This is a genomic window from Methyloversatilis sp. (assembly GCF_030696805.1).
GTDB lineage: Bacteria > Pseudomonadota > Gammaproteobacteria > Burkholderiales > Rhodocyclaceae > Methyloversatilis.
In genome coordinates this window covers 1-26,832 of sequence record NZ_JAUYRO010000026.1, presented here as the reverse complement: position 1 = coordinate 26,832, position 26,832 = coordinate 1, and the positions used below count along the sequence as shown (strand labels likewise).

Genomic DNA, 26,832 nt, shown 5'->3' with positions numbered 1-26,832 from the left:
AGAAGGCTGCACCGGCAAAGGCTGCGACCAAGCCGGCAGCGAAGCCGGCTGCGAAGCCCGCTGCGAAGAAGGCTGCGCCGGCGAAGGCTGTGGCCAAGCCGGCAGCGAAGCCCGCAGCGAAGAAGGCTGCCCCGGCGAAGGCTGTGGCCAAGCCGGCAGCGAAGCCCGCAGCGAAGAAGGCTGCCCCGGTGAAGGCTGTGGCCAAACCGGCAGCGAAGCCCGCAGCGAAGAAAGCCGCACCCGCGAAGGCTGTCGCCAAGCCGGCGGCAAAGCCGGCAGCGAAGAAGGCCGCACCGGCAAAGGCTGCGGCCAAGCCCGCCGCGAAGCCGGCAGCGAAGAAGGCTGCACCGGCGAAGGCTGCGGCCAAGCCGGCAACGAAGCCCGCTGCGAAGAAGGTGGCCGCACCCGCTGCGACCAAGGTCGTTTCGAAGTCGTCCGACCCGGCGCCTGCACCGGCTGCACCCGCTGCTGCCACGCCGTCGACTGCTGCCACACCGGGTATCAAGTCGTCGTTGAATCCGGCTGCTGCATGGCCATTCCCGACGGGCTCGCGTCCGTCCTGAGTGATTTCTGCTCGCGTGGAGGCCTTCGTGCCTCCACGATTTTTTGCCCGTTTTCCTGTCTTTTTCTCCTGCACAACCGTCATGCGTCGGCGCCTGCCGACATTTCGTTTAACGAAGCTTCACTTGACGAAACTCCGCTGAATCAGCACTATCGCTGCCGGGTTGCTTGGTCGCCCCTCCGGATGAGTGTCCACCACGACAACGTCATCCGCTGTTTCAACGTGGTCCGACAGCGCCCTGCGCTGATCAGGCTGTCCAGATGTTCCGGCATATCCCCATGCCGCGAATCATGCGATCGAAAAGCCCCTGCACGCGTGCTCACGGCGCGTCATGGCAACGATCCCTGACAAGGATCCCTCAGACATCCGTAGCAACCTTTTGCGAGGTGGCACGCGGACGTTCGAAAGGAGTGCTGCATGAACAAGCTGTATCCGGTTTTCAAGGGCGTTATCGCCATCGTCGTTCACTTCGCCCATGGCGGTTTGCTGGCAGTCGGTGTAATGGTCAGCGTATTCATCGGTCTGCGGGTATCGGAAGCAGGCCTGACGCCGCAGATCATGCCGTCGCTGCCCGAGTTTTCGCTGATCAATGCGATCGAACCGGCCAGCGGAAATGCGCCGTCACCGCTCGACTTCATCATGACGCGCGACGAGGCACCGGCGTCCGGGCAGAAGCTGTCTGCACAGCAGAAGGCGCTGATCGACCAGGTGTCACGCCGCCATCGCGTGGCCCGTGCCGCGGTCGAGCAATATATTCCGCATATCTATTCCGCCGCCACGCAGTACCGCATCGATCCGCTGCTGCTGGTGGCGCTGATATCCGTCGAGTCGGCATTCAACCCGACGGCGGAAAGCGTGTGGGGCGCGCAGGGCCTGACCCAGGTCATCCCGCGCTTCCACCCGGAGAAGCTCGCGTTGCACGGCCCCGAAGCAACGCTGCTCGAACCGCGCATCAGCATCCATGTCGGCGCACAGGTGCTGCGCGAGTACATCCGCTCGGCGGGATCGGTCGAAGGCGGCCTGCAGCGCTATGTCGGATCGATCGAGGATCCGGATCTGGTGTATTCGAACAAGGTACTGAACGAGTACCGCCGTTTGCAGGGTCTGTTCGCGCCGCCGATGCAGACGGCGCAGGCCGCCATCTGAGGCGCGCACCTGCCCGGGCGCAAGCCCGATGTTCGATAAGCGACAGACAGCGGTAAACCACAGCCCGCGCCGCGCGCCGAACAGCTAAAATCCAGAGTTTTCGCACTGCACCATGCTCTCCCATCAGGAGAGTTGTGGCCGCCGTGTCGTATCACTCGATCGGAGGATTAGCTGTTCATCATGGACGAACATATTCGCGCTGCCGCGCTGGACTACCACCGCAAGCCCGGTCCGGGCAAGATTTCCGTCGTGCCGACCAAGGCGCTGACCAACCAGCAAGACCTTTCGCTTGCCTATTCCCCGGGCGTTGCCGCCGCGTGCGAGGAGATCGTCGCCAACCCGCTTGAGGTGAGTTCGCTCACGGCGCGCGGCAACCTGATCGGTGTCATCACCAACGGCACGGCGGTTCTCGGGCTCGGCCCGATCGGTCCGCTCGCCGCCAAGCCGGTGATGGAAGGCAAGGCGGTGCTGTTCAAGAAGTTTGCCAACATCGATGTGTTCGACATCGAGCTTGACGAGCGCGACCCGGACAAGCTGGTCGACATCATCGCCAGCATGGAACCGACCTTCGGCGGCATCAACCTCGAAGACATCAAGGCGCCGGAGTGCTTCTATATCGAGCGCAAGCTGCGCGAGCGGATGAAGATTCCGGTCTTCCACGACGACCAGCACGGCACCGCCATCGTGGTCGGTGCAGCGATACTCAACGGCCTGAAGGCAGTCGGCAAGGACATCCGCGAAGTCAAACTGGTGACTTCGGGGGCCGGCGCGGCCGCACTGGCCTGCCTCGACCTGCTGGTGCTGCTCGGCATGCCGGTCGAGAACATCTGGGTGACCGACATCAAGGGCGTGGTGTACGAAGGTCGCAAGGAAGACATGGAGCCGCTGAAGGCGCGCTACGCCAAGGTGACCGACGCGCGCGCGCTGGGCGACGTGATCGGCGACGCCGACGTGTTTCTGGGCCTGTCGGCAGGCGGCGTGCTGAAGGCCGACATGGTGATGCGCATGGGTCCGCGCCCGCTGATTTTCGCGCTGGCCAACCCTACGCCGGAAATCCTGCCGGAAGAAGTGAAGTCGGTACGCAGTGATGCGGTGATCGCGACCGGACGTTCGGACTATCCGAACCAGGTCAACAACGTGCTGTGCTTCCCCTTCATCTTCCGCGGTGCGCTCGACGTCGGCGCGACCACGATTACCGAAGAAATGAAGCTGGCTGCGGTGCTGGCCATCGCCGAACTGGCGCAGGTCGAACAGAGCGAAATCGTACGCGCCGCCTACGGCGAGCAGCCGCTGTCGTTCGGGCCGGAATACCTGATCCCGAAGCCGTTCGACCCGCGCCTCATCGTGAAGATCGCTCCGGCCGTGGCGCAGGCCGCGATGGATTCCGGCGTGGCGACGCGCCCGATCGAAGACTTCGAAGCCTATCGCCAGCAGCTGAACAATCTGGTCTGGATTTCGGGCCTCGTCATGAAGCCGGTATTTGCCGAAGCCAAGCGCAACCCGAAACGCATCATCTACGCCGAAGGCGAAGATGAACGCGTGCTGAGCGCGGTGCGCAACGTGGTCGACGAAGGCATGGCGCGACCGATCCTGATCGGCCGCCGCGAGGTCGTACTGTCGCGCATCCAGAAGCTTGGCCTGCGGCTGCGGCCGGAAGTTGATTTCGAACTGGTCACGCCGGACAACGACCCGCGCTACAAGGAATTGTGGACGCTGTACCACAGCCTGACCGAGCGCAAAGGCATCTCGGTTGATTACGCCAAGCTCGAAGCGCGCCGCCGTACCACGCTGATCGGCGCGCTGCTGACCCGGCTGGGCTACGCTGATGGACTGATCTGCGGCACCTTCGGCCACTTCACGCGCCATCTGCAGTTCGTGCGCAACGTGCTGGGTCTCAAGGACGGCCTGAGCAGCTTCTACACGATGAATCTGCTGAATCTGCCGGGGCGCACCGTCATGCTGTGCGACACCTATGTCAATTACGATCCATCCGCCGCACAGGTGGTCGAGATGACCGTGCTGGCCGCCGAGGAGGCACGTCGCTTCGGCATCGAGCCGAAGATCGCGTTGCTGTCGCACTCCAACTTCGGTTCCGACAACACGCCGACGGCCGACAAGATGCGCCGGGCGCTGGAAATGCTGCATGCCGACCACCCGCACCTCGAAGTCGAAGGCGAAATGCATGGCGACGCGGCGCTCGACATCGACATCCGCACCCGCATCTTTCCCAATTCCAGATTGCGGGACGAAGCGAATCTGCTTATCTTCCCGACGCTGGATGCGGCGAACATTTCGTACAACCTGTTGAAAACCGCAGCCGGCGAGGGCATGACGATCGGCCCGATACTGCTCGGTGCCAAACGTCCGGTGCACATCCTCACGCCGACCGCCACCGTGCGGCGCATCGTGAACATGACAGCACTGACCGTGGTCGAGGCGGGGCACATACGCTGAAGACCCGCGCAGTGCACTGACGCACGCATGCCGGCTCGCACCGGCATGCGGCCAGAAGGGGAGGCTTGGTGCAGCAAGCGAGGACGGCGCTGGTGTTGTCCGGGGGTGGCGCGCGCGCCGCCTACCAGGTCGGTGTGCTGTCGGCGGTGCGTGATCTGCTGCCCGATACGCGCATCAATCCGTTCCCCATCCTGTGCGGCACGTCAGCCGGCGCCATCAACGCCGTATCGCTCGGTGTCTACAGCGAGGACTTCGGCGACGCGGTCGACAACCTGCTCTATATCTGGCGGAATTTCCATGCCGGACAGGTCTATCGCGCGGACAACATCGGGCTTGCGCGCACCGGTGCGCGCTGGCTGATGGCGCTCATGTTCGGCTGGGCGGTCGATCGCTACCCGAAGTCGCTGCTCGACAACACGCCCCTGCGCGAGCTGCTGACTGAAAGGCTGGACTTCAGCCGCATCCAGCGGGCCATCGACCGGGGTGCCCTGTACGCACTGTCGGTCACCGCTTCGGGCTACACCTCGGGAGACAGCGTGGCCTTTTTCGAAGGCGGCGAGGACATCGAGCCGTGGAAGCGCATGCAGCGTGCCGCTTCGCGCACACCGCTGAAGGTCGAACACCTTCTGGCGTCGAGCGCCTTGCCTTTCATCTTTCCCGCCACCAAGATCAATCGCGAATACTTCGGTGACGGCTCGATGCGCCAGCTCGCACCGATCAGTCCGGCGGTGCATCTGGGCGCCGAACGCATCTTCATCATCGGCGTCAGCCGCATGAACGAAAAGGACCAGCGTCGCCGGGGCGACATCTACCCCTCGCTGGCCCAGGTGGCTGGCCATGCGCTGGCCAGCATCTTCCTCGATCAGCTGATGATCGATATCGAACAGCTGCAGCGCGTGAATGACATTCTCGGTCGCGTACCGGACCATGTGATGGCCGAAATGGGCCTGCCGCTGCGACCGATCGAAACCCTGGTGATTGCGCCGTCGGAGCGACTGGATGACATCGCGGCGCGCCACGTCGATGCCCTGCCGTTCGGCATCCGCACGCTGCTGGGCGGCATCGGCGGCACCAAGCGTGCAGGGGGTGGCCTGGCCAGCTATCTGCTGTTCGAAAAACCTTACACCCGGGCGCTGATCGACCTTGGCTATCGCGATACGATGGCGCGCGCAGAAGACGTGGTGAGCTTTCTCGGACTCAAGCCGGCGGAGATTGCGCCGTGAATACTTTCGTCACAATCGTGAAACCGCCATAAGAATGCTTTCCATGGCCTTATTTTCGTTTGAAAAATTGCCTTCGACGGGTAGACTCTTTACTCAATCGAATCGCCACCAGGGGTCCCACGCATGCTTCTGAAATACCTGATGGTCAGCTGTACCGCAGTCGCGCTGGGTCTGGGCGTCGCACCGCCCTCCGAAGCCGCCGGCAAAACCTCTGCCGCACAGTCCTCCTCGAAGAAAAAGGTCGCCAAGGCCGCCCAGTCGAAGCGCATCAAACAGGCCAGCATCAAGAAATCCTCCCGCAAGTCGCTCGCTGCAGCGCCGCGCGCACCCCACGAGCCCGATTTCGACGCGCTCGGCCTGCCGAACGTCAAATCCGCGTCCGTGCTGGTGCAGGACCAGATATCGGGCGAAGTGCTGTTCGAACGCAATTCGGACGCCGTGGTGCCGATCGCCTCCATCACCAAGCTGATGACGGCGATGGTCGCGCTGGACGCGCGCCCTGCGCTCGACGAGGTACTCGTCGTGTCGGAAGAGGATATCGACCAGCTCAAGAATACGCGCTCGCGCCTGCTCATCGGCACGCGCCTGACGCGAGAGGAAATGCTGCATCTGGCGCTGATGTCGTCGGAAAACCGCGCCTCGTCTGCGTTGTCGCGCCACTACCCGGGCGGTCAGCGTGCGTTCATTGCCGCCATGAACAAGAAGGCGATCGAACTGGGGCTGGCCGATACCCGCTTCTTTGACAGTACCGGCCTCGACCCGCACAACGTGTCGTCGGCGCGTGATTTGGCCAAGATGGTCGCTGCATCGTCGACCTACCCGCTGATCCGCGAGTTCTCGACCACACGCGACGGGTCGTTCGCGGTCAAGGGCAAGACGCTGCACTTCAACAATACCAATGCGCTGGTATCGAGTTCCGACTGGGAAATCGCACTGCAGAAAACCGGTTTCACCAACGAAGCCGGCAAGTGTCTGGTCATGCAGGCCTGGCTGAACCAGAAGCCGGTGGTCATCGTGCTGCTTGACTCATGGGGGCGACTGACCCGCATCGGTGACGCCAACCGCATCCGCCGCTGGGTCGAGCACCTGGCGCTTCAAGGTGCCGGCGCGGGCTGAAAGTCATGAGTAAGCCGCCTCCCGGCAGCCGTGGCGAAGTCGGCCTGTTCGTCACCTGCCTGGTGGATCTGATGCGCCCGTCGATCGCGTTCGCGGCGCTGAAATTGGTCGAGGCGGCCGGGTACACGCCGGTCGTACCCGACACCCAGACCTGTTGCGGACAGCCCGGACACAACTCGGGCGACGCGCGCAGTGCGCGCGAACTGGCGCAGAAGCTGATTGCCGAGTTCGAACGTTTCCCCTGCATCGTCGCGCCATCCGGCTCCTGTGCCGGCATGATCCGTACGCACTACCCCCACCTGTTCAATGACGACGATGCCTGGCGCACGCGCGCCGAGGCGCTCGCCGCAAAGACCTTCGAACTGACGCAGTTCCTGGCTGACGTCGCGGGCGTGACCGAAGTGCCGGGCGACTTCGTCGGTGCCGTCACCTATCACGACAGCTGTGCCGGGCTGCGTGAACTGGGCGTCAAGCGCCAGCCGCGCGCGCTGCTCGACCGCATGCCCGGCGTCGAGCAGCGGCCACTGAACGAGTGCGAGGAGTGCTGCGGCTTCGGCGGACTGTTTTCGGTCAAGTACCCGGATATTTCCGGCGCCATCGCGCAGCGCAAGTGCGACAACATCCGCGCCTCCGGCGCCAGCACTGTGGCGCTGGGCGATCTTGGCTGCATGATGAATATCGAAGGACGACTGCGCCGGATCGGTGACGAGGACACGCAGGTGATCCACATCGCCGAGCTGCTGGCCGGCCGGCTCGACCCGGACTGAGGCGGCGATGGAAATCCGCTCCATGCATTTCGTGTCGCGCGTGCGCCAGCGGCTCGACGACACCGAACTGCAGCGCAACCTGCAGCGCACGCGCGGCCGCAACGCCGCGGCGCGGCTGGCGTCGCTGTCGAGTCTGGACGACTTCGATGCGGTGCGCGAGCGCGCCACCGAAATCCGGGCGTCGGTGCTGCGCGATCTCGACGTCTGGCTGGAACGGTTCGAGGCCCAAGCCACGCGCCGCGGTGCGACCGTGCTGTGGGCGCGCGACGGCGACGAGGCCTGCCGGCTGGTGATCGACATTGCGCGCCGGCACGACGTGAAAACCGTCGTCAAGGCCAAGTCCATGGTGTCGGAAGAGGCCGGGCTGAACGCCGCACTCGAAGCCGCCGGCATCCGTCCGGTGGAGACCGACCTGGGCGAATACATCCTGCAGATCAACGACAACGAACCACCGTCGCACATCATCATGCCGGTGATCCACAAGTCGAAGGAGCAGGTGTCCGAACTGTTCGCACGCGTGCATGGCACGGCGGCGAAGACCGACATCGTCGAACTCACGCGCGAGGCGCGCGAAAAGCTTCGGCCGGAATTCCTGGGCGCCGAAATGGGCATTTCGGGCGGCAACTTCCTGATCGCCGAAACCGGGTCGGTCGCCATCGTCACCAACGAAGGCAACGGCCGGATGTGCACCACGATGCCGCGCGTGCATGTCGCGCTGACCGGCATCGAAAAGGTGATTCCGACGCTGGATGACCTGGCGACGTTGCTGCGCATCCTGCCGCGCTCGGCCACCGGGCAGGCGATCTCCAACTATGTGTCGCTGCTGACCGGGCCGAAGCACGAGGGTGACGCCGACGGGCCGGCGCACATGTATTTCGTGCTGGTCGATGGCGGGCGGGCCGACCTGATCGGCGGCGATTTCGAACCCATGCTGCGCTGCATACGCTGCGGCGCCTGCATGAACCACTGTCCGGTGTATCAGACCATCGGCGGTCATTCTTACGGCTGGGTCTATCCCGGGCCGATGGGGTCGGTGCTGACGCCGCTCTATCAGGGGCTCGAGAAGGCGAAGGATCTGCCGCAGGCGGCCACATTGTGCAACCAGTGCGGCGTGGTGTGTCCGGTGTCGATTCCGCTGCCCGACCTGATGCGCAAGCTGCGCGAGAAGCAGGTCGACGCCGGCCTGCGGCCGTGGAGCGAGCGGCTGTCGATGCGCCTGTGGGCCTGGGTCGCGCAGCGCCCGAAGCTGTATGCCCGCGGCGTGCGCCTTGCCGTGCGCTATCTGCGCTGGCTGGCCGACGGTCGTGACCGCATCCAGGCCATGGGCGTCGCCCCGGGCTGGACCGCCGAGCGCGACTTTCCGGCCCCGGCCGCGCAGAGCTTCCGCGACCAGTATGCGGCGCGTCGCAGGGCAGGGCGATGAGCAGCGCGCGCGACGACATCCTCGGGCGGCTGCGCCAGCGCATCGGCCGCGAGCCGGCCGGCGCCCCGGCGGCGCACGCGCGTGTCGAGCAGGTGATCGCCGCCTCGCAGGCCGGGCCGCGACCGTCGTACGACGGCGATCTGGCGGCGCGCTTCATCGAGCGGGCCAAAGCGCTGATTTCCACCGTGGATGAATGTGCCGCGCCGGCCGATGTGCCTGCGCGCTGCGCTCACTGGCTGACCGGGCAGGGGCTGGGCCGTCAGGTCGTCGTGTCCCCCGCGCTGGCCGGGCTGGACTGGGCGGCCAGCGGCCTCGACGCGCGCATTGGTGCGGCGGGCGGTGACGATCCGGTCGGCGTCACCGGCTGCTTTCGTGCCATCGCCGAGACCGGCACACTGATGCTGTGTTCCGGTGCGCAGTCGCCAGCGGTCAACAGCCTGTTGCCGGAGACGCATATCGCCGTGGTGCAGCGCGAACACATCGTGGCCGACATGGAAGCCGCATTTGCCGTCGCGCGGGATGCATTCGAACGCTGGCCGCGTGCTGTCAACTTCGTGTCCGGGCCGTCGCGAACGGCCGACATCGAACAGACCATCGTGCTCGGCGCGCACGGACCGTACCGGGTGCATCTGCTGATCGTGGGGTGACCGGCGCCGCCGGGCATGCGCCGAATGGGCGCTTTGACGGATAATCGCTGCTTTTTGCCACCCGGCGAGGTCGTGGTGGTCAACCGGAGTCTTCCTGAAGTGAGTCTTCCGAATCGCCTCCGATGCCAGTGCAAGCCCCGTCCGGCGCAGCGGAGCGCACGCAATTGAGGCGTTTCTGCCTGCGCAGGCTGGTCGCGCCAGTGGCCTGCGGCGTCGTCCTGATCGCGCAGCCTGCTGCGGCAGCCGGGCAGCCGGAAGCGCCGCACCTCGATGACCTGCCGGTTGTGTTGTCGATGACCCGCATGCCGCAGCGCATCGACGATGCACCGGGGGCGGTCACGCTGATCACGCGCGAGGACATCGAACGTCTCGGCTATCGCCGTCTGACCCAGGTGCTGCGCCTGGTGCCCGGCATGAATGTGATGAGCGACACCGGGCACTCACCGGCGGTTTTCTATCACGGCCTGGGTTCGCTGAATCCGAACCGCATGCAGGTGCTGATCGATGGCCGTTCCGTCTATTCGCCTTACCTGTATGGCTATGTTGACTGGGACGCGCTGCCGCTGACAATGGATGAGATCGAGCGGGTCGAGGTCATCCGGGGTTCCAATGCCGCGACCTACGGATCGAATGCAGTGGCGGGCGTTGTCAATATCGTCACCCGCTCAAGCTATGAGGGACCGGCGGCCTCGGTTTCGACGACGCTCGGCAATCGCAACATCTCCGATGTGTCAGCGCGGGTGCGCCGCAGCTTTGGTCCGCTGAGCATTGCCATCAATGCCCGGACCATGGGTGATGATGGTTTCGAGCAACGAAACGACGATTCACGGCTGAACGCATCAACACTTAGGGCTGATCTCGTACTCGATGGTTCGGACGAGTTCAATCTGATGGCCGGACAGAGTTCAGGCTCGCGTGGTGTCGGGTACCCGTTTGGCGTTTCCGGAAACCGAGACAACAGCAACGGCTTTCGCGATGTGAGCACCGAAAACTGGTTCGCACATCTGCGTTTCCGCCGTCTCATCGCGTCCGACAACGAGTGGTCGGTCGGTATTTATCACAATGAGGATCGCGGTCGTGAGGAGTGGTTTGGTGAAGCAGGGCCATTCTTCGGGCTGCCGGTCGGCGTTCTCGCACCCGTTCCGATCGACTACAACCGTATCGCGACCCGGCAGAATCTCGATTTCCAGCACCAGTTTGTACCCTTGGCCGATTGGCGGATCGCGTGGGGCGTGGAGTTGCGCCGTGACGAGCTCAAGTCCGGGCGTATGTTTTCGCTGACCGGACGCGAGTCGCAAGGCTTGTTTCGCGTGTCGCTGAATGCAGAGTGGAGCCCCAATCCGATGTGGACACTCAACTTCGGCAATATGATAGAGCGCTTCCAGGGGCATAGCCCGCAGGCCTCGCCTCGATTCTTTGCCACGCTGCATGTGTCGCCACAGCACGCCCTGAAGGCGGGCGTCAGTCGGGCTTTCCGTCAGCCCGCCTTGATCGAGGCGCGCGGCGATTCGCGCTTTGTGGACACCCGGTTGCCACTGCCTGGCGGGCGGATTCAGCGCACCTACGTGGGCAACCCGAGCCTGCAGCCGGAACGACTCGATTCAGCAGAATTCGGCTATGTTGGGCAGTTCGGTCGTTCGACGCTCGACGTACGAGCCTTTTACGAGCGCTTCAATCACCTTATTTCCGAGACGGAGTTTTCCGATCCGGCATTTCCGCTCGATGGTCGTACCTATACGGAAATGGCCGGAGTGCGCATTTCCGGCATCGAGTATCAGTATCGATACCGTAACGACACGCGGGAAATCTGGTGGGCGCACGCGTTGCCGCGCATCACCGAGCAACCGTCGTGTGATCCTGGTCAAACATGTTTCTCTACCACCGTCCCGACTTCCAGTTGGTCGCTCACCTGGTTTGAGCTACTGCCACGAGATTGGTCGGTGTCGGCAACCCTGTTTGGCGTGAACGCAGCGCAAGTCCTCAACGGCAGCGAGAGAATTGATGCCTATCAGTCGATCGATGCTCGCATAGCGAAGAAGTTCCGCACCGAGGATGCGGTCTGGGAGGCCGCATTGTCATTCACCGATATTGGTCCGGGTTACGAAACCTTCAACGATAACCGCGGGCGCGTACCGTTCAATCGCGTGGCACGTCAGACCATGCTGACGCTGCGTGCGAGCTGGTTCTAAGGCCCTGAAGTCGCTATCCCTTATCATGACCGCCATATAACAGGCGACCATTGTCGGGGAGATATCAGGGTGCGGAGTCGTTTCGGACTCGGTCGGCTCGGCTTTCGCAGCCGGGTTCTGGTCGCCGCCCTGCTGCCCTCGGTGGCCATTGCGCTCGCACTGGCCATCCATTTCACCAGTACGCGCATCGACGACATCGAACAGTCGTTGATCGACCGCGCTGCGCTGCTGACCGGCAGCCTCGCGCCCGCCTCCGAATACGGCCTGTTCGTCGGCAATCTCGACATCCTGCAGTCGCTGGCCGATTCGATGATGCGCGAGCGCGGCGTCGATGGTGTACTGATCGTCGACCGCGACCAGCTCGTTCTGGCGCGCGCAGGGCAGGTCAGTGATCCGCCTTTAGACAGCACTCACGGTCTCGCCCGGACCGCGCTTCTGCAGAGCAGCGAACGCTTCCACCAGTTCGCCGCGCCGGTGTTTTCGGCCCAGGGGCCATCGGATCTGCTGTTCGACGATCAACTGGTGCCATCGGGGCCGTTGCGTCTCGGGACCGTGGTGGTTCAGGTGTCGCGTTTCGGCAGCGCGCAGGCGCGGCGCGAACTGATCACCAGCGCCGTGCTGATCACCGCCGGTGGCCTGCTGCTGGCCGGTCTGTTTGCCCGCTTTCTGTCCGACGGCGTCACCGCACCGGTGCGTGCGCTGGCCGAAACCGTGCAACGGATCGAGAAAGGCGATTTTTCGGTGCGTGCGCGCACCAGCGCGCGCGGCATCCTGCAAGTGCTCGAAGACGGCATCAACCGCATGGCGGTCTCTTTGCAAACGGCGCGCGCCGGGCTGGAGGAGCGGGTACATGACGCCACCGCCCAGCTGCAGCAGCAAAAGGAGGTGGCCGAGCAGGCCAGCCGCGCCAAGACGCAGTTCGTCGATGCGCTGCTGCATGACCTCAGCCAGCCCCTGATGGCCATGGGGCTGGACATCCGCACGCTGAAGTTGCGGCTGCGCGACGACGAAAGCGCAGGCCTGCTGTCGCGGCTCGAACGTTCGTCGCTGAAGCTGGAAAACATGCGCGACGTGCTGCTCGATGTGGCGCGGCTGGAATCGGGTGCCACCCAGCCGCGGCTGACCGACTTTCCGCTCATCCGCGTGTTCGACAGCCTGCGCGTCACCTTCGAAGCGCAGGCCGCGGAGAAAGGTTTGCGCTTCGAGCTGCATCCGACGCGGGCGTGGTGCCGTTCCGACCCGCTGCTGCTCGAACGCGTGCTGGCCAATCTGGTGTCGAATGCGCTGCGCTACACCGCGCGCGGCACGGTATTCGCCGGTGTGCGCATGCTCGATGACGGGCGCCTGCGCATCGAGGTGCGCGATAGCGGTCAGGGCATTCCGGCCGACCGCATCGACGACGTGTTCGAGGAATTCGTGCGCCTGCCCGGCGCCGACCCGGGCGCAGGCGGGCGCGGCATGGGACTGGGGCTGACCATCGTGAAGCGGCTGTGTGCCTTGCTCGGGCATGAAGTGAAGGTGCGCTCGCGCCCCGGCCGCGGTTCAACCTTCAGCGTCTCGCTGCCGCGTGTGCGCGCCCTGGTGCAGGCACCGGCGGCCGAGCCACTGCATGGGTTGGCGCGGCTTGCCGGATGCCGGGTGGCGCTGATCGATGACGATGCCGCAGTGCTGCAGTCGCTGCAGTCCTTGCTCAGTTCGGTCGGCATTGATGTGATTGCCGGCACCTCGCCCGATTTCGTGCTGCGTCAGCTCAGGCAGGCCGGCGCACCGGCCTTCATCATCAGCGATTACCAGTTGGGCGAGGGGCTCGACGGCCTGAATGCCGTGCTCACGCTGCGGCGCGAGCTGGGCAACGACATTCCGGCGCTGGTGATGACCGGACTCGCCGCCACGCGCGAGCTCGAAATCGAACTGGAAGGGCATGGCATCCCGCTGGTCGCCAAACCGGTGCGCCCGGTCGTGCTCGATGCAGTGATCGGCGGCATGCTGGACGCGGCTGAAGATACCGGCTCCTGACCGGCCGCGTGCAGGGCGCTGTCGGGTTCAATCCCTGGCCGGACGGCGCGGCAGCTTCACGCCCATTTTCGACAGGGCGAATATCGCCTGCGTGCGGTTGCGGACGTCGAGCAGGCGCAGGATGGCTGAAATATGTGTCTTGCAGGTGCCGTCGGAAATGCCCAGTTCGCGGCAGATGAGCTTGTTCGGCATACCTTCGATCATCAGCGTCAGCACTTCGATCTGGCGCGGCGTCATGCCGATGTCTGCCAGGTCCTGGATATGCGCCTGCGGCAGGTGGTCGCCGCCGTGGCTGTCGAGTACCTGCTGCGGCAAATAGATGCCGCCCTTCATCACGAGCTGCAGCGCGCTGACCAGTATCGCCGTATTGGAGCTTTTGGAAATGAATCCCATCGCGCCCTGGTCGATGGCACGCGTGATGGTGTCGCGGTCGTCCTGGGCCGAAATCACCACCACCGGTACGTCCGGAAACTCCTGCCGCAGTTCGGTCAGCAGCGAGGTTCCCCCGGCGTCCGGCAGATTGAGGTCCAGCAGCACCAGATCGGGCCGCAAACCGCTGCGCAGCATGGACAATGCGCGGGAAGCAAGCAATGCGCACCGGATGTCCGGCTCGCTGTCCATGCCTGTCAGTACGCTGCGCAGCCCTTCCACAACCAGGGGCTGGTCTTCGATGATCATGACCTGCATGCACAGTCCCGCCGCAATGAGATGGCGCGAGTGTACCCGCGGCACATCACCGGTGCTTGATCGTAAGCATATAAATGGAAAGGGATTAACCTTGAATCACGGCTTGATACTGTTTGGACACGGCTCGCGCGATCCGGAATGGGCGCGCCCGCTGCGCGAGGTGGCGGCGCGTCTGGCCGGCGCGCCGTCGGCGCCGCGCGTCGAACTTGCCTTCCTCGAATTTCTCGAACCCACGCTCGATCAGGCCTGCGACCGGCTGGTCGCGCAGGGCGTGACACGCATCGCCGTGGTGCCGATGTTCATCGCACAGAGCGGGCATGTGCGGCGCGACCTGCCGGCTCAGGTCGAGGCAGCACGCTTGCGCCATCCATCGCTGACTATCGAACTGGCCACGGCGGTGGGCGAAGACGCGCGGGTGCAGCAGGTGATGGCCGAAGTGGCTCTGGCTGCCCTGACCGGCTGAACGGGGTTCAAGACTCGGCGCAGCAAGCCGTTAGCACTGCCAGAGGTCGGGTGCCATCAGGTTTGACGGGATTCCGGCCGCAGACTTCCGGAGCCTTGCATGCCCAGTGTGTCAGCGAAAGTACGGATACTCGTCGTCGACGATGAACCCTTCAACCTGGAAATCATCCGGGAATATCTGGACGCACCCGGATTCGAGCTGACCATGGCTCACGACGGTGTCGAAGCATGGGCGTTGCTCGAAGATGTCGAGCGAGAATTCGATCTGCTCGTGCTGGACCGCATGATGCCGCGCCTCGACGGCATGGAGGTGCTGCGCCGCGTGCAGCGCACGCCGCGTCTCAGGGGCCTGCCGGTCATCATGCAGACGGCCGCCGCCACACCGGACCAGGTACGCGAAGGTCTTGAAGCCGGTGCGCGCTACTACCTCACCAAACCGTACGAGCCGGATGCGCTGCTCGCCATCATCAAGTCGGCGCTCGACGAAGTGCGCCGCACGCGCGAAATCCAGCTGCAGGTCGACGACATGCGCCGCGCGATGTGCGCGCTCACCCGTGCCGAGTTCGAATTTGCCACGCTGCAGCAGGCGACCGAGCTGTCGACGCTGGCGTCGCTGGCTGCGCCGCAGCCGGAAAACATCGTGATGGGCTTGAGCGAGCTGCTGATCAACGCGGTCGAGCACGGCAATCTGGGCATCACGTATGCCGAAAAATCGCGCCTGCGCATGGAAGACCGCTGGCAGGAGGAGGTCGAACGCCGGCTGCAGCTGCAGCTGCCGCAGAACGCGGGCAAGCGGGCGCGCCTGACGGTCGAACGGTCGGCAACGGAAGTGCGCTTCACGGTCAGTGATGAAGGTCGGGGTTTCGACTACACGCGCTACCTCGACTTCGATCCGGAGCGCGCCTTCGATCCGAATGGCCGCGGCATCGCGATGGCGCGCCAGCTCTCCTTCACGCGACTCGACTACATCGGCTCCGGCAATGTGGTCAGCGCAGCGGTCGACGTGCAATGAGCCCCATGCAAGCCAATCCAGAAGATATGACGCTGTCGGTCGGCCAGCAGCCGGTGCGACAGATGACCGTGCTGGTGGTTGACGACACCCTGATCGGCCGCGCGACCGTCAGCGCGCTGGTGCGCCGACTCGGCTATCGCTGCATCGAAGCATCGGACGGCGCCGCTGCGCTGCAGGCCTTTCGCAGCGCGCGCCCCGATATCGTGCTGATGGATGTCGTCATGCCCGGCATGGACGGCCTGGAGGCCACGCGCGAACTGCGTCGCCTGTGTGCCGGCATCTGGCTGCCCATCCTTCTGCTGTCGGCGCGTTCCGACGACGACGACATGATTGCCGGCCTGGAGGCGGGTGCTGATGACTACCTGAGCAAGCCGATCCGGCGGGCGATTCTCGCCGCCAAGCTGTCGGCCTGCGCGCGTCAGCTGGCGCTGCAGGCAGACATGAACAACTACCGCGCCGAACAGGAAGCGGAGATCGAGTTCGCACGCGGCGTCATCGAACGTCAGGTGCAGGGCAAAGCGGTCAGCGATCCGCGGGTGCGCTATTCGGTAACCCCCACGACCCAGTTCTCCGGCGACATCGTTGCCGTGTCGCGCGCGCCGTCCGGTGCGCTGTATGCGCTGCTGGCCGATGCCACGGGCCACGGGCTGGCGGCGGCGATCAGTGTGCTGCCGGTGCTGCAGGTCTTTTTCGGCATGGCGGCGAAGAACCTTTCGCTCGGTCTGATGGCCGGCGAAATCAATCGTCACCTGATGTCCTCGCTGCCGATCGGCCGCTTTGTCGCGGCCAGCATGGTCAGGCTGGATGAGGGTTTTGGCGAGCTGTGGGTCGGCGGAACGCCGGAGGTGCTGTGGCTGGATCGAAGCGGCGCGGTCCGTGAACGCTTCGCTTCGGCCAATCTGCCGCTGGGCATCGACGCCGATGACCCACTCAATGTGCCACCGCGCCATTTCCGCTGGACACCGGGCGACCAGCTCGTGCTGTGCTCCGACGGTCTGCTCGAAGCCCACGCGCCATCGGGCGACGCGTTCGGCAGCGCGCGGCTCGAACGACTGCTGGGCGACAACCCGCCCGCGCACCGCCACGATGCGGTGCGCAGGGCACTCGACGTGCATCTCGACGGGGCATCGGCGCACGACGATGTTTCGCTGCTGGTGATCGATCTGGACTGAACTGTGCCGATGACGGCGTGCCACCGTGGTTGCGCGCCGGAGGGTGCTGCGGTGGCACAGCGATTGCATGCGCCTGCGCACAATGACTTCCGATCGTCGCGCAATGGCTGTCCTCAATGTTCTGGTGGTCGATGAATCGCGCAAGCGAGCTGCCGAAATCTGCGCCGGGCTCGCCTGCGCCGGCTATCAGGTGGCGGCCGTGCTGTCGAGCGCCTACGACCTGCACCTCAGGGTCGAAGAACTCAAACCCGATGTCATCCTGATCCAGACCGATTCGCCTTCGCGCGACACGCTGGAACACATGGCCGCGATGGACCGCGAAAAGCCGCGTCCGGTCATCGTGTTCGCCAACGAATCCGACAGCAAGACCATCCGTCGCGCCATGAAGGCCGGCGTGTCGGCCTATGTGGTCGACGGGCTGGAAGCCAAGCGCATCAAGCCCATCATCGATGTGGCCCTGGCGCAGTTCGAGGAACATCAGGAACTGCGGCGCGCACGCGACGAGGCGCGGCAGAAGCTGTCCGACCGCATCACGATCGACCGCGCCAAGGGCGTGCTGATGAAGCTGCGCGGCATTGACGAAGACGCCGCGTACCACACGCTGCGCAAGCTGGCGATGGAACGCGGCAAGACCATTGCCGCCGTGTCCGAAGACCTGCTTGCGACCGCCCGCCTGCTCGGCTGACCCTGCGCCGGTCGCATCCGCCGGCTTGCTGTTCCGTCTGTTACCGGCGTCGTCGCCGATCTCCGCTGTTCGTCGTGGTGCGCGGCGTGGGGCTGTTGCACCGCACAAGTGCAACCCGATGGTGCCGCCCGGTGAACGCGGCCGGACGGTTGCGCTGAAAACCCTTGGAAAACAGCCCGGTGGTTGCACAGCCGCCCACTGGCACGCTGCATGCTAAGCATTGTTCAAGGCGCAACAACGACGTTGCGGCCAGCGAGGCTCGAAAGCCTCCGACAGGGACAGGGGCGTCCATCCGGCTCGGCTTTCACCGCTGCGGATGCACGCCCCTTTTTCATTCTGGAACCGAAACATGAACCCACGGAGAACACGATGGCTGACCATCCGAAACAGGCAGACAGCGCGCAGGCCCCAGGCATCATCGAAACGGCAGACACGCGCCGCAGCTTCCTCAGGCAGGGCGTCGCACTGGGCGCAGGAGCAGCGCTCATGAGCATGGTGCCGCCCGGCGTCCGTTCGGGAGCGTGGGCTGCCGGCTCGGACGCACCCGAGAAGAAGGAAGTGCGCATCGGCTTCATTCCGCTGACCGACTGTTCGAGCGTCGTGATGGCGGCGGTCGAGAAGTTCGACGAGAAGTACGGCATCAAGATCATCCCGTCCAAGGAAGCATCGTGGGCGGCGGTGCGCGACAAGCTGGTCAACGGCGAGCTCGATGCAGCGCACGTGCTGTACGGCCTCGTATATGGCGTGCATCTGGGCATCGGCGGTCCGAAGAAGGACATGGCCGTGCTGATGAGCCTGAACAACAACGGCCAGGCCATCACGCTCGCCAACAAACTGAAGGATCAGGGCGTCACCGACGGCACCAGCCTGAAGAAGCTGCTCGCCAGCAAGCCGGGCGACTACACGTTCGCGCAGACCTTCCCGACCGGCACGCACGCGATGTGGCTTTACTACTGGCTGGCGGCGCACGACATCAACCCGATGAAGGACGTCAAGGTCATCACCGTGCCGCCGCCGCAGATGGTCGCCAACATGCGCGTCGGCAACATGGACGGCTTCTGCGTCGGCGAGCCGTGGAACAACCGCGCCATCATCGACAAGATCGGCTTCACTGCCGTGACCACGCAGGACATCTGGACCGATCACCCGGAAAAGGTGCTCGGCACCACCGCCGACTGGGTCAGCAAGTATCCGAACACCGCGCGCGCCATGACAGCCGCCGTCCTCGAAGCAGGCAAATGGATCGACGCCTCGCTGGCGAACCGCCGCAGGACGGCCGAAGTCGTGGCAACCAAGTCGTACATCAACACCGACATGGATGTCATCCTGGAACGCATGCTGGGTCGCTATTCGAACGGCCTGGGCAAGAGCTGGGACGACAAGAACGCGATGAAATTCTTCAACGACGGCGCGGTGAATTTCCCCTACCTGTCGGACGGCATGTGGTTCCTGACCCAGCACAAGCGCTGGGGCCTGTTGAAAAGCGACCCGGACTATCTGGCGGTCGCCAAGGCGATCAATCGCATTGACATCTACAAGCAGGCCGCGACAGCCGCCGGCGCACCGCTGCCGAAAAGCGACATGCGATCGCACAAGCTGATCGACGGTGTCACCTGGGACGGCAAGGAGCCGCAAAAGTATGCAGGCAGCTTCAAGGTCAACGCCGCGTGATGGTTCGGGCGCGGGTTTCGGCCCGCGCCCTCCGGTACTGAAAGGAGTCATTCATGAGTGCAGCAATCATTGCCAGTGACAAGGTCGTCTCGATGACTGCCGGTTCCGCCGCCACGTCGGTACGCGCCGCAAACGAAGCCGTGCCGGCTGCGCCACCTGTCGTTGCGGCAGCGCCGCGCGAGCCGCGCACACCGGTGTCAGAAATCCTGTTGAGCATTTTCAAGGCGGTGTTTCCGCCGATCGCCGGCATGGTGCTGCTGATCGCCGTGTGGGCGCTGCTGGCCGGCACCGGTGGCAGCATCCCCGGGCCGCTGCCGGTGTGGGAAGCAGCCAAGGTGCTGTTTGCCGACCCGTTCTACAACAACGGGCCCAATGATCTGGGCATCGGCTGGAACGTGCTGTCGTCGCTGCAGCGTGTCGGTATCGGCTTCGGCTTCGCGGCATTGGTCGGCATACCGCTGGGCTTCATCATCGGCCGCTTCGCCTTCATGAACGCGATGCTCGATCCGATCATTTCGCTGCTGCGCCCGGTCAGCCCGCTGGCCTGGCTGCCGATCGGCCTGCTGGTGTTCAAGCAGGCCGACCCGGCCGCCACCTGGACCATCTTCATCTGTTCGATCTGGCCGATGATCATCAACACCGCCGTCGGCGTGCAGCGCGTGCCGCAGGACTACATGAACGTGGCCCGCGTGCTCGATCTGAGCGAGTGGAAGATCGTCACCAAGATCCTGTTCCCGTCGGTGCTGCCCTACATGCTGACCGGCATCCGCCTGTCCATCGGCACCGCATGGCTGGTCATCGTCGCGGCCGAAATGCTGACCGGCGGCGTGGGCATCGGCTTTTGGGTGTGGGACGAATGGAACAACCTGAAGGTCGAGCACATCATCATCGCCATCTTCGTCATCGGCATCGTCGGTCTGCTGCTCGAACAGTTCCTGCTGCTGCTCGCCCGCCGCTTCTCGTACGGCAACAGCTGATCCCGACCCCAGGAGAATCCCATGAGCAAAGTCATCGTCAAGGTGGAAAACGCCGGCATGTCCTTCGACACCAAGAAGGGCAAGTTCGTCGCGCTGCGCGACATCGACCTCACCATTGCCGAAGGTGAATTCGTCACGCTGATCGGCCATTCCGGCTGCGGCAAGTCGACGTTGCTGAACCTGATCGCCGGGCTCACGCTGCCGACCGCCGGCAACCTGTTCTGCGATGGCCGCGAAATCGCCGGTCCGGGTCCGGAGCGGGCCGTGGTGTTCCAGAATCATTCGCTGCTGCCCTGGCTGACCTGCCGCGAGAACGTGCTGCTGGCGGTCGAACGCGTGTTCGGCAAGAAGGAAGGCAAGGGCAAGCTAAAGGCGCGTGCCGAAGCGGCGCTCGAAATGGTGCACATGGACCACGCGCTGGACAAGCTGCCGCATGAAATCTCGGGTGGCATGAAGCAGCGCGTCGGCATCGCGCGTGCCTTTGCGATGGAGCCGAAAATCCTGCTGATGGACGAACCATTCGGCGCGCTTGATGCACTGACCCGCGCCAGCCTGCAGGACGAGCTCAATGGCGTGATGGAAAAGACCGGCGCCACGGTCGTCATGGTGACGCACGACGTCGACGAGGCGGTGCTGTTGTCGGACCGCATCGTCATGATGACCAATGGCCCGGCCGCCACCATCGGCGAAATCCTCGACGTGAAGCTGGCTCGCCCGCGCGACCGGCTGAAGCTCGCGCACGACCACGACTTCGTCGAGTGCCGCGCCGCGCTGCTGGAGTTCCTGTATCAGAAGCAGGTGAAGAAGGCCGCCTGACGCGGTGCGTGTTGGGCATCTCTGCGCTCACCCCAACCTACGGGGCGGGTGCGGGCATCGCCTCTCGCTCACCCCAACCAACAACGGTGGGCGGGTGCGGGTGCGGGCATCGCCTCTCGCTCACCCCAACCAACAACGGCGCGCGGTGTCCGTAGGTTGGGGTGAGCGCAGCGATGCCCAACTTCCCCCGCACGCATCCTCTCGCGCCCGCTATCATCGCCGTCCGTGAAAGACCGTGGGGCGAACTGATGGCGGCGGAGGCAGGCAGGGTTCTTCTGGTCGACGACGACCGTGAACTGAGCGCGATGCTTGGCGAGTACATCGGTCACGAAGGCTTTGCGGTCGAGCGCGCGTTCGACGGCGAAAGCGGTCTGGCGCAATTGCGCGACGCCGGCGCCGACATCGTGGTGCTCGACGTGATGATGCCGCGCGTTTCCGGAATGGAAGTCCTGCGTCGTCTGCGCGCCTTCTCCGGCGTACCGGTGTTGATGCTCACTGCGCGCGGCGACGATGTCGATTGCGTGCTGTCGCTCGAACTCGGTGCCGACGACTACGTGCAGAAACCCTGCACGCCGCGCGAGCTGGTGGCAAGGCTGCGCGCCATCCTGCGCCGTACATCGGCGGCACGCATCCAGGCCTTGACCGACGATGCCATCACCGTCGGCGCGCTCGCTGTCTGGCCACAACGGCGCCAGGCAGCCTACGGCAGCACGCCGCTGGCGCTGACCAGTTCCGAATACAACCTGCTCGAAGTGTTGGCCCGCCATGCCGGCAGCGTCGTGACGAAGAACGATCTGTCGCAACTGGCGCTGGGGCGGTCCATGGGGCTGTTCGACCGCAACGTCGATGTCCATGTCAGTGCCATCCGCCAGAAGCTTGCACAGGTGGCGGGCGAGCGCACCTTGATCCAGACGGTGCGCGGGGTCGGCTACCAGCTGATTCGCGAATAGCCGTGGGACGTCTTTTCTGGAAGCTGTTCATCGCCTTTCTCGCTGCGCTGACCGTATCGGGTCTGCTCGTTGCCTTCGTGCTGTCGCTGCTGTACCCGCGTGACCGGGCACCTTTCGCCGGTTCGCAGCCGCCGCAGATGTTCATGGTCGACACCCTGGTATCGGTCATGCAATCGTCCGGCGTCGCGGCAGTGCGTCCGGTGCTCGAGGCCTGGCGCATGAAGCGCGCACCGGCGCCGCTCGTCGTCGGGCCGGATGGCCAGGAACTGCTCGGCCGCGCCGTCTTGCCTGTGCAGCTCGAAGGCGCACGCGTCGTCCTGATCGACGGTGCGGACTGGCGCGTGATCGAACCCGAACGCGGTGCGCTGCGACCCCCGCCGCCCGCGGGGTCGAGAGGGGCCGGCATGCGGCTGCCACCGCCGCCCTTGCTCGAAGTCGTCACCGCGCTGCTGGGTGCGCTGGCGTTCAGTGCGGTGCTCGCCTGGTATCTGTCGCGACCGGTTCGTCATCTGCATCGCGCCTTCGAAGCGCTGGCACAAGGCAATCTCGATGCACGCGTGGGGCCGCTGATCGGTACCCGGCGCGACGAGATCGCTGATCTCGGATGCGGCTTTGATCGCATGGCGGCGCGCATCCAGCGACTGCTCGATGCACAACGCAGGCTGCTGCACGACGTGTCGCACGAACTGCGTTCGCCGCTGGCGCGCATGAGCGCGGCCATCGGACTGGCGCGGCAGGACCCGACGCGCGGCGACGCAATGTTTGACCGGGTCGAACTCGAAGCGGCCCGGCTCGACGTAATGGTGAGCGAGCTGCTCGACCTGTCGCGTCTCGAACACGATGCGGGCCACGCACCGGCACAGATGCTGGCGCTCGATGCGCTGCTGCGCGACATCGTCGACGACGCGCGCTTCGAGGCCGCCGCGCGTGGTGTGCAGGTCGATCTCGCCGCCGAGCCGCTGTCGCTGGCTGTCCATCCGGTGCTGCTGCGTCGAGCGCTCGACAATGTGCTGCGCAACGCAGTCAAGTATTCGCCGGATGGCAGCCGCGTGCAGGTCGGTATGCACAGCGACGGCGCTTGCGTGCGCATGGTCATCCGCGACCGGGGGTGCGGGGTGGCCGACGACGAACTCGGGCGCATCTTCGAGCCGTTCTTCCGCGGCGCACGCAGTGGTGGCGATGCCGGGCACGGAACGGGTCTGGGCCTGTCCATCGCGCGCCGCGCCATCGAGGTCCACGGGGGCGATATCCGCGCCTCAACCCCGCCGGAAGGCGGTCTGCAGATCGACATCCGTCTGCCTCGCTCCTGAATGTCGTCTTTACACACCGGCAGGGCGGCAGCACTTGCCGCCAGGCGTCACCGGCGCTCGCTGACCAGCATCGTCCGGTCCGGTCCGTGGCGCCACGCACCGGCGCTTGTTGCCGGTCGATGATCCGGACATATCTTTCGGCGGCCGAGTGTAAGGAAAGCCGCGCGGGCGTGGCGCAGATCTTTACGCGTCTTGACGCGCATTTACCCATTCCGCCCGATATGACACGCCTTGCTGGCCGATAACTTGCCACATGGAAAGAGGTTGTCCGACCCGGGCAACCATTCCGTGACGCGTAAAGGAGCATGCAAAATGAGCATATCGGTAGTGGGCAGCAGCGCTGCGTCGGCCTTGCAGTCGGTCGGCACGCAGCGGAAGAGGCCGGAAGCGGCCGAGGTGGCGGCGCAGGTGTACGCGCAACTGGATGTCGCCGGCAAGGGCTATGTCGACAGCAACGATCTGACCGCAGCACTCGGGTCGAGCGGCGACAGCGCGTCGGCCAAAAGCCTGTTCGACACGATGGATGGCGACAGCGACGGCAAGGTGACCGAAAAGGAATTGGCCACCCTGTTGCAGAAGGTGACCGACCAGTTCGAAGACAGCTTCGCCGCGGCGCGTGTCGGTCAGGCAATGGGTAGCCGTCCGCCACCACCGCCGTCCGGCGGTGGTGGCGACAAGGGCATGACGGCTGAAGAACTGGGTGCGGTCGCCGAGGACGCCGAAGCCTCGGGCAGCGCGCAGGCCAGTGATCTCGCCGCGCTGGTCGAATCCTTCGATGAGGCTGACACCGATGAGGATGGCAAGGTGAGTTTCCAGGAGGCCATGGCCTTCCGCGAAGCGAGCGCGTCAGCCGCATCGGCCGACGAGGACTCGTCAGCCAGCCGCTCCGTCGCATCGGGCGAAGCCGGGCGCGACGAGCGCATGCTGGCGCGCGTGCTCGACATGCTGTCGAAGTACAGCGCAGACAGCGTGTCCGCATCGACCTCCTCCGGGCTTTCGGCACTCGCCTGATCCGCTTGGCCGTTCGCAGCACTTCGCCCGCAAACGCGAAGTGCTGCGGCGATCTGTACCGTTTTCGGCAAACCAGGCTGGTGGAGGCGGCAGCCGCACGCGTCTGCCGCCCCTTGGGCGATAATCGTGGTTTCCGTGCATCGCCCAGCCCATGAAAGTTTTCGGATTTGCCGGCTACAGCGGCTCCGGCAAGACCACGCTGATCGAACAGCTCATCCCGCATTTCGTGCTCGAGGGGCTGAGCGTGTCGCTGATCAAGCACGCCCATGCAGGTTTCGACATCGACCGCCCGGGCAAGGATTCCTTTCGCCTGCGCGAAGCCGGCTGCACCGAAGTGCTGCTGACCTCCAACAACCGCTGGGTGCTGATGCACGAACTGCGTGGCCGTGACGAGCCGTCGCTCGATGAGCAGATTGCGGCGATGGGGCCGTGTGACCTCCTGCTGGTCGAGGGTTTCAAGGCCTCGCCCATTCCGAAACTGGAAGTTCACCGTCCGTCGCACGACCGGCCGCTGATGTATCCGGACAACCCGCATGTGGTCGCCGTCGCGACCGATGTGCCGATGGAACTTCCGCTGCCGCGGCTTGACCTGAATGATGTGGAAGCCATCGCCGGCTTCATCCTTAATCACCAGGGGTTCCGATGAACGAAATGCTCACGCTTGATGCGGCACTCGCGCGTCTGCTCGACGCCGCGCGCCCGATCGGCGCCACCGAAACGGTGAGCACCTTCCTCGCGGCCGGCCGTGTGCTGGCCGCCGATCAGCGTTCGGCCATCACCGTGCCGCCGCACGACAACAGCAGCATGGACGGCTACGCGGTGCGCGCGGCCGATCTCGAATCGGTCGGCGACTGCCTGCCGGTCAGCCAGCGCATTCCGGCCGGCCATGTCGGCGCGCCGCTGGCGCCGCGCACCTGTGCGCGCATCTTCACCGGCGCGCCGGTGCCCGCGGGTGCCGACGCCATCGTGATGCAGGAAGCCACGCACACCACCGATGCCGGCGTGTGCTTCGACGAGATGCCGAAGCCCGGCGCCTGGATACGCCGCGCCGGCGAAGACATCCGCAGCGGCGACACGGTGCTGGCAGCCGGTACCCGGCTGCGGGCGCAGGAAGTCGGCCTGGCGGCGTCGGTCGGGTTGGCCGATCTGCCGGTGGTGCGCCGGCCGCGTGTTGCGCTGTTTTCCACCGGCGACGAACTGGTCATGCCGGGCCAGCCGCTGCCGCCTGGTGCCATCTACAACTCGAACCGCTACCTGCTGCGCGCGCTGTGCGAGGCGCTGGGCTGCGAAGTGCTCGATCTGGGCATCGTGCCGGACCGGCTCGATGCCACGCGCGCCGCGTTGCGCGAAGCGGCTGCGACCTGCGATGTCATCCTGACCAGCGGCGGCGTCGGCGTCGGCGAGGAAGACCACATCAAGCCCGCACTCGAAGCCGAAGGCGGGCTCGACAGCTGGAAGATCGCGATGAAGCCGGGCAAGCCGCTGGCGCACGGCCATGTGAAGCGCTCTGACGGCAGCACCGCCGACTTCCTCGGCCTGCCCGGCAATCCGGTGTCCAGCTTCGTCACCTTCCTGCTGCTGGTGCGCCCGTTCATCCTGCGCCGCATGGGTGTGCCTGACGTGACGCCGCTGCCCTTCATGGTGCGCGCCGATTTCGACTGGCCGAAAGCCGACCGCCGGCGCGAATTCCTGCGCGTGCGCCGCAACGCCGCCGGCGGTCTGGCGCTGTTCGACAACCAGAGCTCCGGTGTGCTGACCTCGACCGTATGGGGCGATGGCCTGGCCGACATCGCGGCCGGGCAGACGATTGCCCGGGGCGATGCCGTGTCTTTCCTGTCCTTCGAATCACTGCTGTACTGAGTCATGACCCACAAGACCATCAAAGTGCTGTATTTCGCCGCGCTGCGCGAAGCGCTCGGCACCCCGGGCGAAACAGTTGAACTGCCGGACGGCTGTACGACGCTGGCCGGCGTGCGGACGCTGATCGCCGGCCGCGGCGGCGACTGGGACAAACTGGCGCAGATGAAGAATCTGCGCGCGGCAATCAATCAGCGCATGGTCGATCCGGCCGCGACGGTGGCAGACGGCGACGAGGTCGCCTTCTTCCCGCCGGTCACCGGCGGCTGAGCGGGAGGCAGGCATGAGCGTAAGTGTCCGCGAAGCCGATTTCGATATCGGCGCCGAAATCGACGCGCTGCTGGCCGGCCGCACCGACGTCGGCGCAGTGGCCACCTTCACCGGTCTGGTGCGCGACATGAACGAGGGTTCGGGCGTGCACGCGATGACGCTCGAACACTATCCGGGCATGACCGAGGCGGCGCTGGAAGAGATCGTCGTCGAGGCGAAGTCGCGCTGGGACATTCTCGCGGTGCGCGTGATCCATCGCGTCGGCCTGTTGCAACCGGCCGACCGCATCGTGCTGGTCATCGTGGCTGGCAGCCACCGCGGCGAAGCCGTCGCCGCCTGCGAATTCATCATGGACTACCGGAAGACGCGCGCGCCGATCTCGAAGCGCGAGGACACGCCCGACGGCAGC

General features: G+C 65.1%; 25 protein-coding genes. 24 read left to right on the top strand and 1 reads right to left on the bottom strand.

Annotated features, from left to right (window positions below; translation table 11 throughout):
- The 10 genes from Q8R75_RS03405 to Q8R75_RS03360 all read left to right on the top strand — a co-directional run.
- On the top strand, window positions 1-910 hold a 910-nt coding region (locus Q8R75_RS03405), incomplete at its 5' end, for a hypothetical protein (RefSeq protein WP_305663507.1).
- Window positions 911-979: 69 nt separating this feature from the next.
- Window positions 980-1,708, top strand: coding sequence for a transglycosylase SLT domain-containing protein (locus Q8R75_RS03400; RefSeq protein WP_305612406.1), 729 nt, complete (start codon window positions 980-982; stop codon window positions 1,706-1,708).
- A gap of 180 nt (window positions 1,709-1,888) precedes the next feature.
- On the top strand, window positions 1,889-4,162 hold the full coding sequence (locus Q8R75_RS03395; RefSeq protein ID WP_305612404.1) for an NADP-dependent malic enzyme: 2,274 nt from the start codon (window positions 1,889-1,891) through the stop codon (window positions 4,160-4,162).
- Between the two features lie 95 nt (window positions 4,163-4,257).
- Entirely contained in the window at window positions 4,258-5,385 is a 1,128-nt protein-coding gene (locus tag Q8R75_RS03390; RefSeq protein ID WP_305612408.1) for a patatin-like phospholipase family protein, read from the top strand.
- Between the two features lie 123 nt (window positions 5,386-5,508).
- Window positions 5,509-6,501 (top strand): D-alanyl-D-alanine endopeptidase, encoded by a 993-nt coding sequence (pbpG, locus tag Q8R75_RS03385; protein WP_305627250.1) that lies wholly within the window; start codon window positions 5,509-5,511, stop codon window positions 6,499-6,501.
- 5 nt (window positions 6,502-6,506) lie between these two features.
- Entirely contained in the window at window positions 6,507-7,268 is a 762-nt protein-coding gene (locus Q8R75_RS03380; RefSeq protein ID WP_305612400.1) for a (Fe-S)-binding protein, read from the top strand.
- 7 nt (window positions 7,269-7,275) lie between these two features.
- Window positions 7,276-8,691, top strand: coding sequence for a LutB/LldF family L-lactate oxidation iron-sulfur protein (locus tag Q8R75_RS03375; RefSeq protein WP_305612398.1), 1,416 nt, complete (start codon window positions 7,276-7,278; stop codon window positions 8,689-8,691).
- Complete coding sequence (locus Q8R75_RS03370) at window positions 8,688-9,338, top strand: lactate utilization protein C (protein ID WP_305612396.1); 651 nt, start codon at window positions 8,688-8,690, stop codon at window positions 9,336-9,338. The genes Q8R75_RS03375 and Q8R75_RS03370 overlap by 4 nt, the downstream gene beginning before the upstream one ends.
- Window positions 9,339-9,460: 122 nt before the next feature.
- Window positions 9,461-11,527 (top strand): TonB-dependent receptor, encoded by a 2,067-nt coding sequence (locus Q8R75_RS03365; protein WP_305627246.1) that lies wholly within the window; start codon window positions 9,461-9,463, stop codon window positions 11,525-11,527.
- Between the two features lie 69 nt (window positions 11,528-11,596).
- Complete coding sequence (locus tag Q8R75_RS03360) at window positions 11,597-13,543, top strand: ATP-binding protein (protein ID WP_305627244.1); 1,947 nt, start codon at window positions 11,597-11,599, stop codon at window positions 13,541-13,543.
- Window positions 13,544-13,570: 27 nt separating this feature from the next.
- On the opposite strand, the gene Q8R75_RS03355 is transcribed toward Q8R75_RS03360, so the two are convergent.
- Complete coding sequence (locus Q8R75_RS03355; protein WP_305627241.1) at window positions 13,571-14,230, bottom strand: response regulator transcription factor; 660 nt, start codon at window positions 14,228-14,230, stop codon at window positions 13,571-13,573.
- A gap of 91 nt (window positions 14,231-14,321) precedes the next feature.
- On the opposite strand from Q8R75_RS03355, the gene Q8R75_RS03350 reads away from it, so the two are divergent.
- From Q8R75_RS03350 to Q8R75_RS03285, 14 genes are all read left to right on the top strand, one after another.
- Window positions 14,322-14,693, top strand: coding sequence for a CbiX/SirB N-terminal domain-containing protein (locus Q8R75_RS03350; RefSeq protein ID WP_305612390.1), 372 nt, complete (start codon window positions 14,322-14,324; stop codon window positions 14,691-14,693).
- Between the two features lie 99 nt (window positions 14,694-14,792).
- On the top strand, window positions 14,793-15,704 hold the full coding sequence (locus tag Q8R75_RS03345; RefSeq protein ID WP_305627239.1) for a response regulator: 912 nt from the start codon (window positions 14,793-14,795) through the stop codon (window positions 15,702-15,704).
- A gap of 5 nt (window positions 15,705-15,709) precedes the next feature.
- Window positions 15,710-16,876, top strand: coding sequence for a SpoIIE family protein phosphatase (locus tag Q8R75_RS03340; RefSeq protein WP_305613828.1), 1,167 nt, complete (start codon window positions 15,710-15,712; stop codon window positions 16,874-16,876).
- A 103-nt stretch (window positions 16,877-16,979) separates the two neighbouring features.
- Complete coding sequence (locus Q8R75_RS03335; RefSeq protein WP_305613827.1) at window positions 16,980-17,561, top strand: ANTAR domain-containing protein; 582 nt, start codon at window positions 16,980-16,982, stop codon at window positions 17,559-17,561.
- Between the two features lie 369 nt (window positions 17,562-17,930).
- Window positions 17,931-19,232 carry a CmpA/NrtA family ABC transporter substrate-binding protein gene (locus Q8R75_RS03330; protein ID WP_305627236.1) on the top strand — a complete coding sequence of 434 codons (1,302 nt, stop codon included), beginning with the start codon at window positions 17,931-17,933 and terminating at the stop codon, window positions 19,230-19,232.
- A 53-nt stretch (window positions 19,233-19,285) separates the two neighbouring features.
- Window positions 19,286-20,209, top strand: a complete 924-nt coding sequence (ntrB, locus tag Q8R75_RS03325) for a nitrate ABC transporter permease (RefSeq protein WP_305613825.1) — start codon at window positions 19,286-19,288, stop codon at window positions 20,207-20,209.
- A gap of 21 nt (window positions 20,210-20,230) precedes the next feature.
- Entirely contained in the window at window positions 20,231-21,025 is a 795-nt protein-coding gene (locus tag Q8R75_RS03320) for an ABC transporter ATP-binding protein (protein ID WP_305613824.1), read from the top strand.
- 248 nt (window positions 21,026-21,273) lie between these two features.
- Entirely contained in the window at window positions 21,274-21,975 is a 702-nt protein-coding gene (locus tag Q8R75_RS03315; protein ID WP_305613830.1) for a response regulator transcription factor, read from the top strand.
- Between the two features lie 2 nt (window positions 21,976-21,977).
- Window positions 21,978-23,285: an ATP-binding protein gene (locus tag Q8R75_RS03310; RefSeq protein WP_305626109.1), complete on the top strand. Its 1,308-nt coding sequence runs from the start codon at window positions 21,978-21,980 to the stop codon at window positions 23,283-23,285.
- Between the two features lie 312 nt (window positions 23,286-23,597).
- Complete coding sequence (locus tag Q8R75_RS03305) at window positions 23,598-24,296, top strand: EF-hand domain-containing protein (RefSeq protein ID WP_305613822.1); 699 nt, start codon at window positions 23,598-23,600, stop codon at window positions 24,294-24,296.
- A 151-nt stretch (window positions 24,297-24,447) separates the two neighbouring features.
- Window positions 24,448-24,942, top strand: coding sequence for a molybdopterin-guanine dinucleotide biosynthesis protein B (mobB, locus tag Q8R75_RS03300; RefSeq protein WP_305613821.1), 495 nt, complete (start codon window positions 24,448-24,450; stop codon window positions 24,940-24,942).
- On the top strand, window positions 24,939-26,156 hold the full coding sequence (gene glp, locus Q8R75_RS03295; RefSeq protein ID WP_305626110.1) for a gephyrin-like molybdotransferase Glp: 1,218 nt from the start codon (window positions 24,939-24,941) through the stop codon (window positions 26,154-26,156). Before mobB ends, glp begins: the two co-directional genes overlap by 4 nt.
- 3 nt (window positions 26,157-26,159) lie before the next feature.
- Window positions 26,160-26,423 (top strand): molybdopterin converting factor subunit 1, encoded by a 264-nt coding sequence (gene moaD / locus Q8R75_RS03290; RefSeq protein ID WP_305612703.1) that lies wholly within the window; start codon window positions 26,160-26,162, stop codon window positions 26,421-26,423.
- 13 nt (window positions 26,424-26,436) lie between these two features.
- Window positions 26,437-26,832 (top strand): molybdenum cofactor biosynthesis protein MoaE (locus tag Q8R75_RS03285; RefSeq protein ID WP_305663506.1); only part of this gene is annotated, 396 nt, incomplete at its 3' end.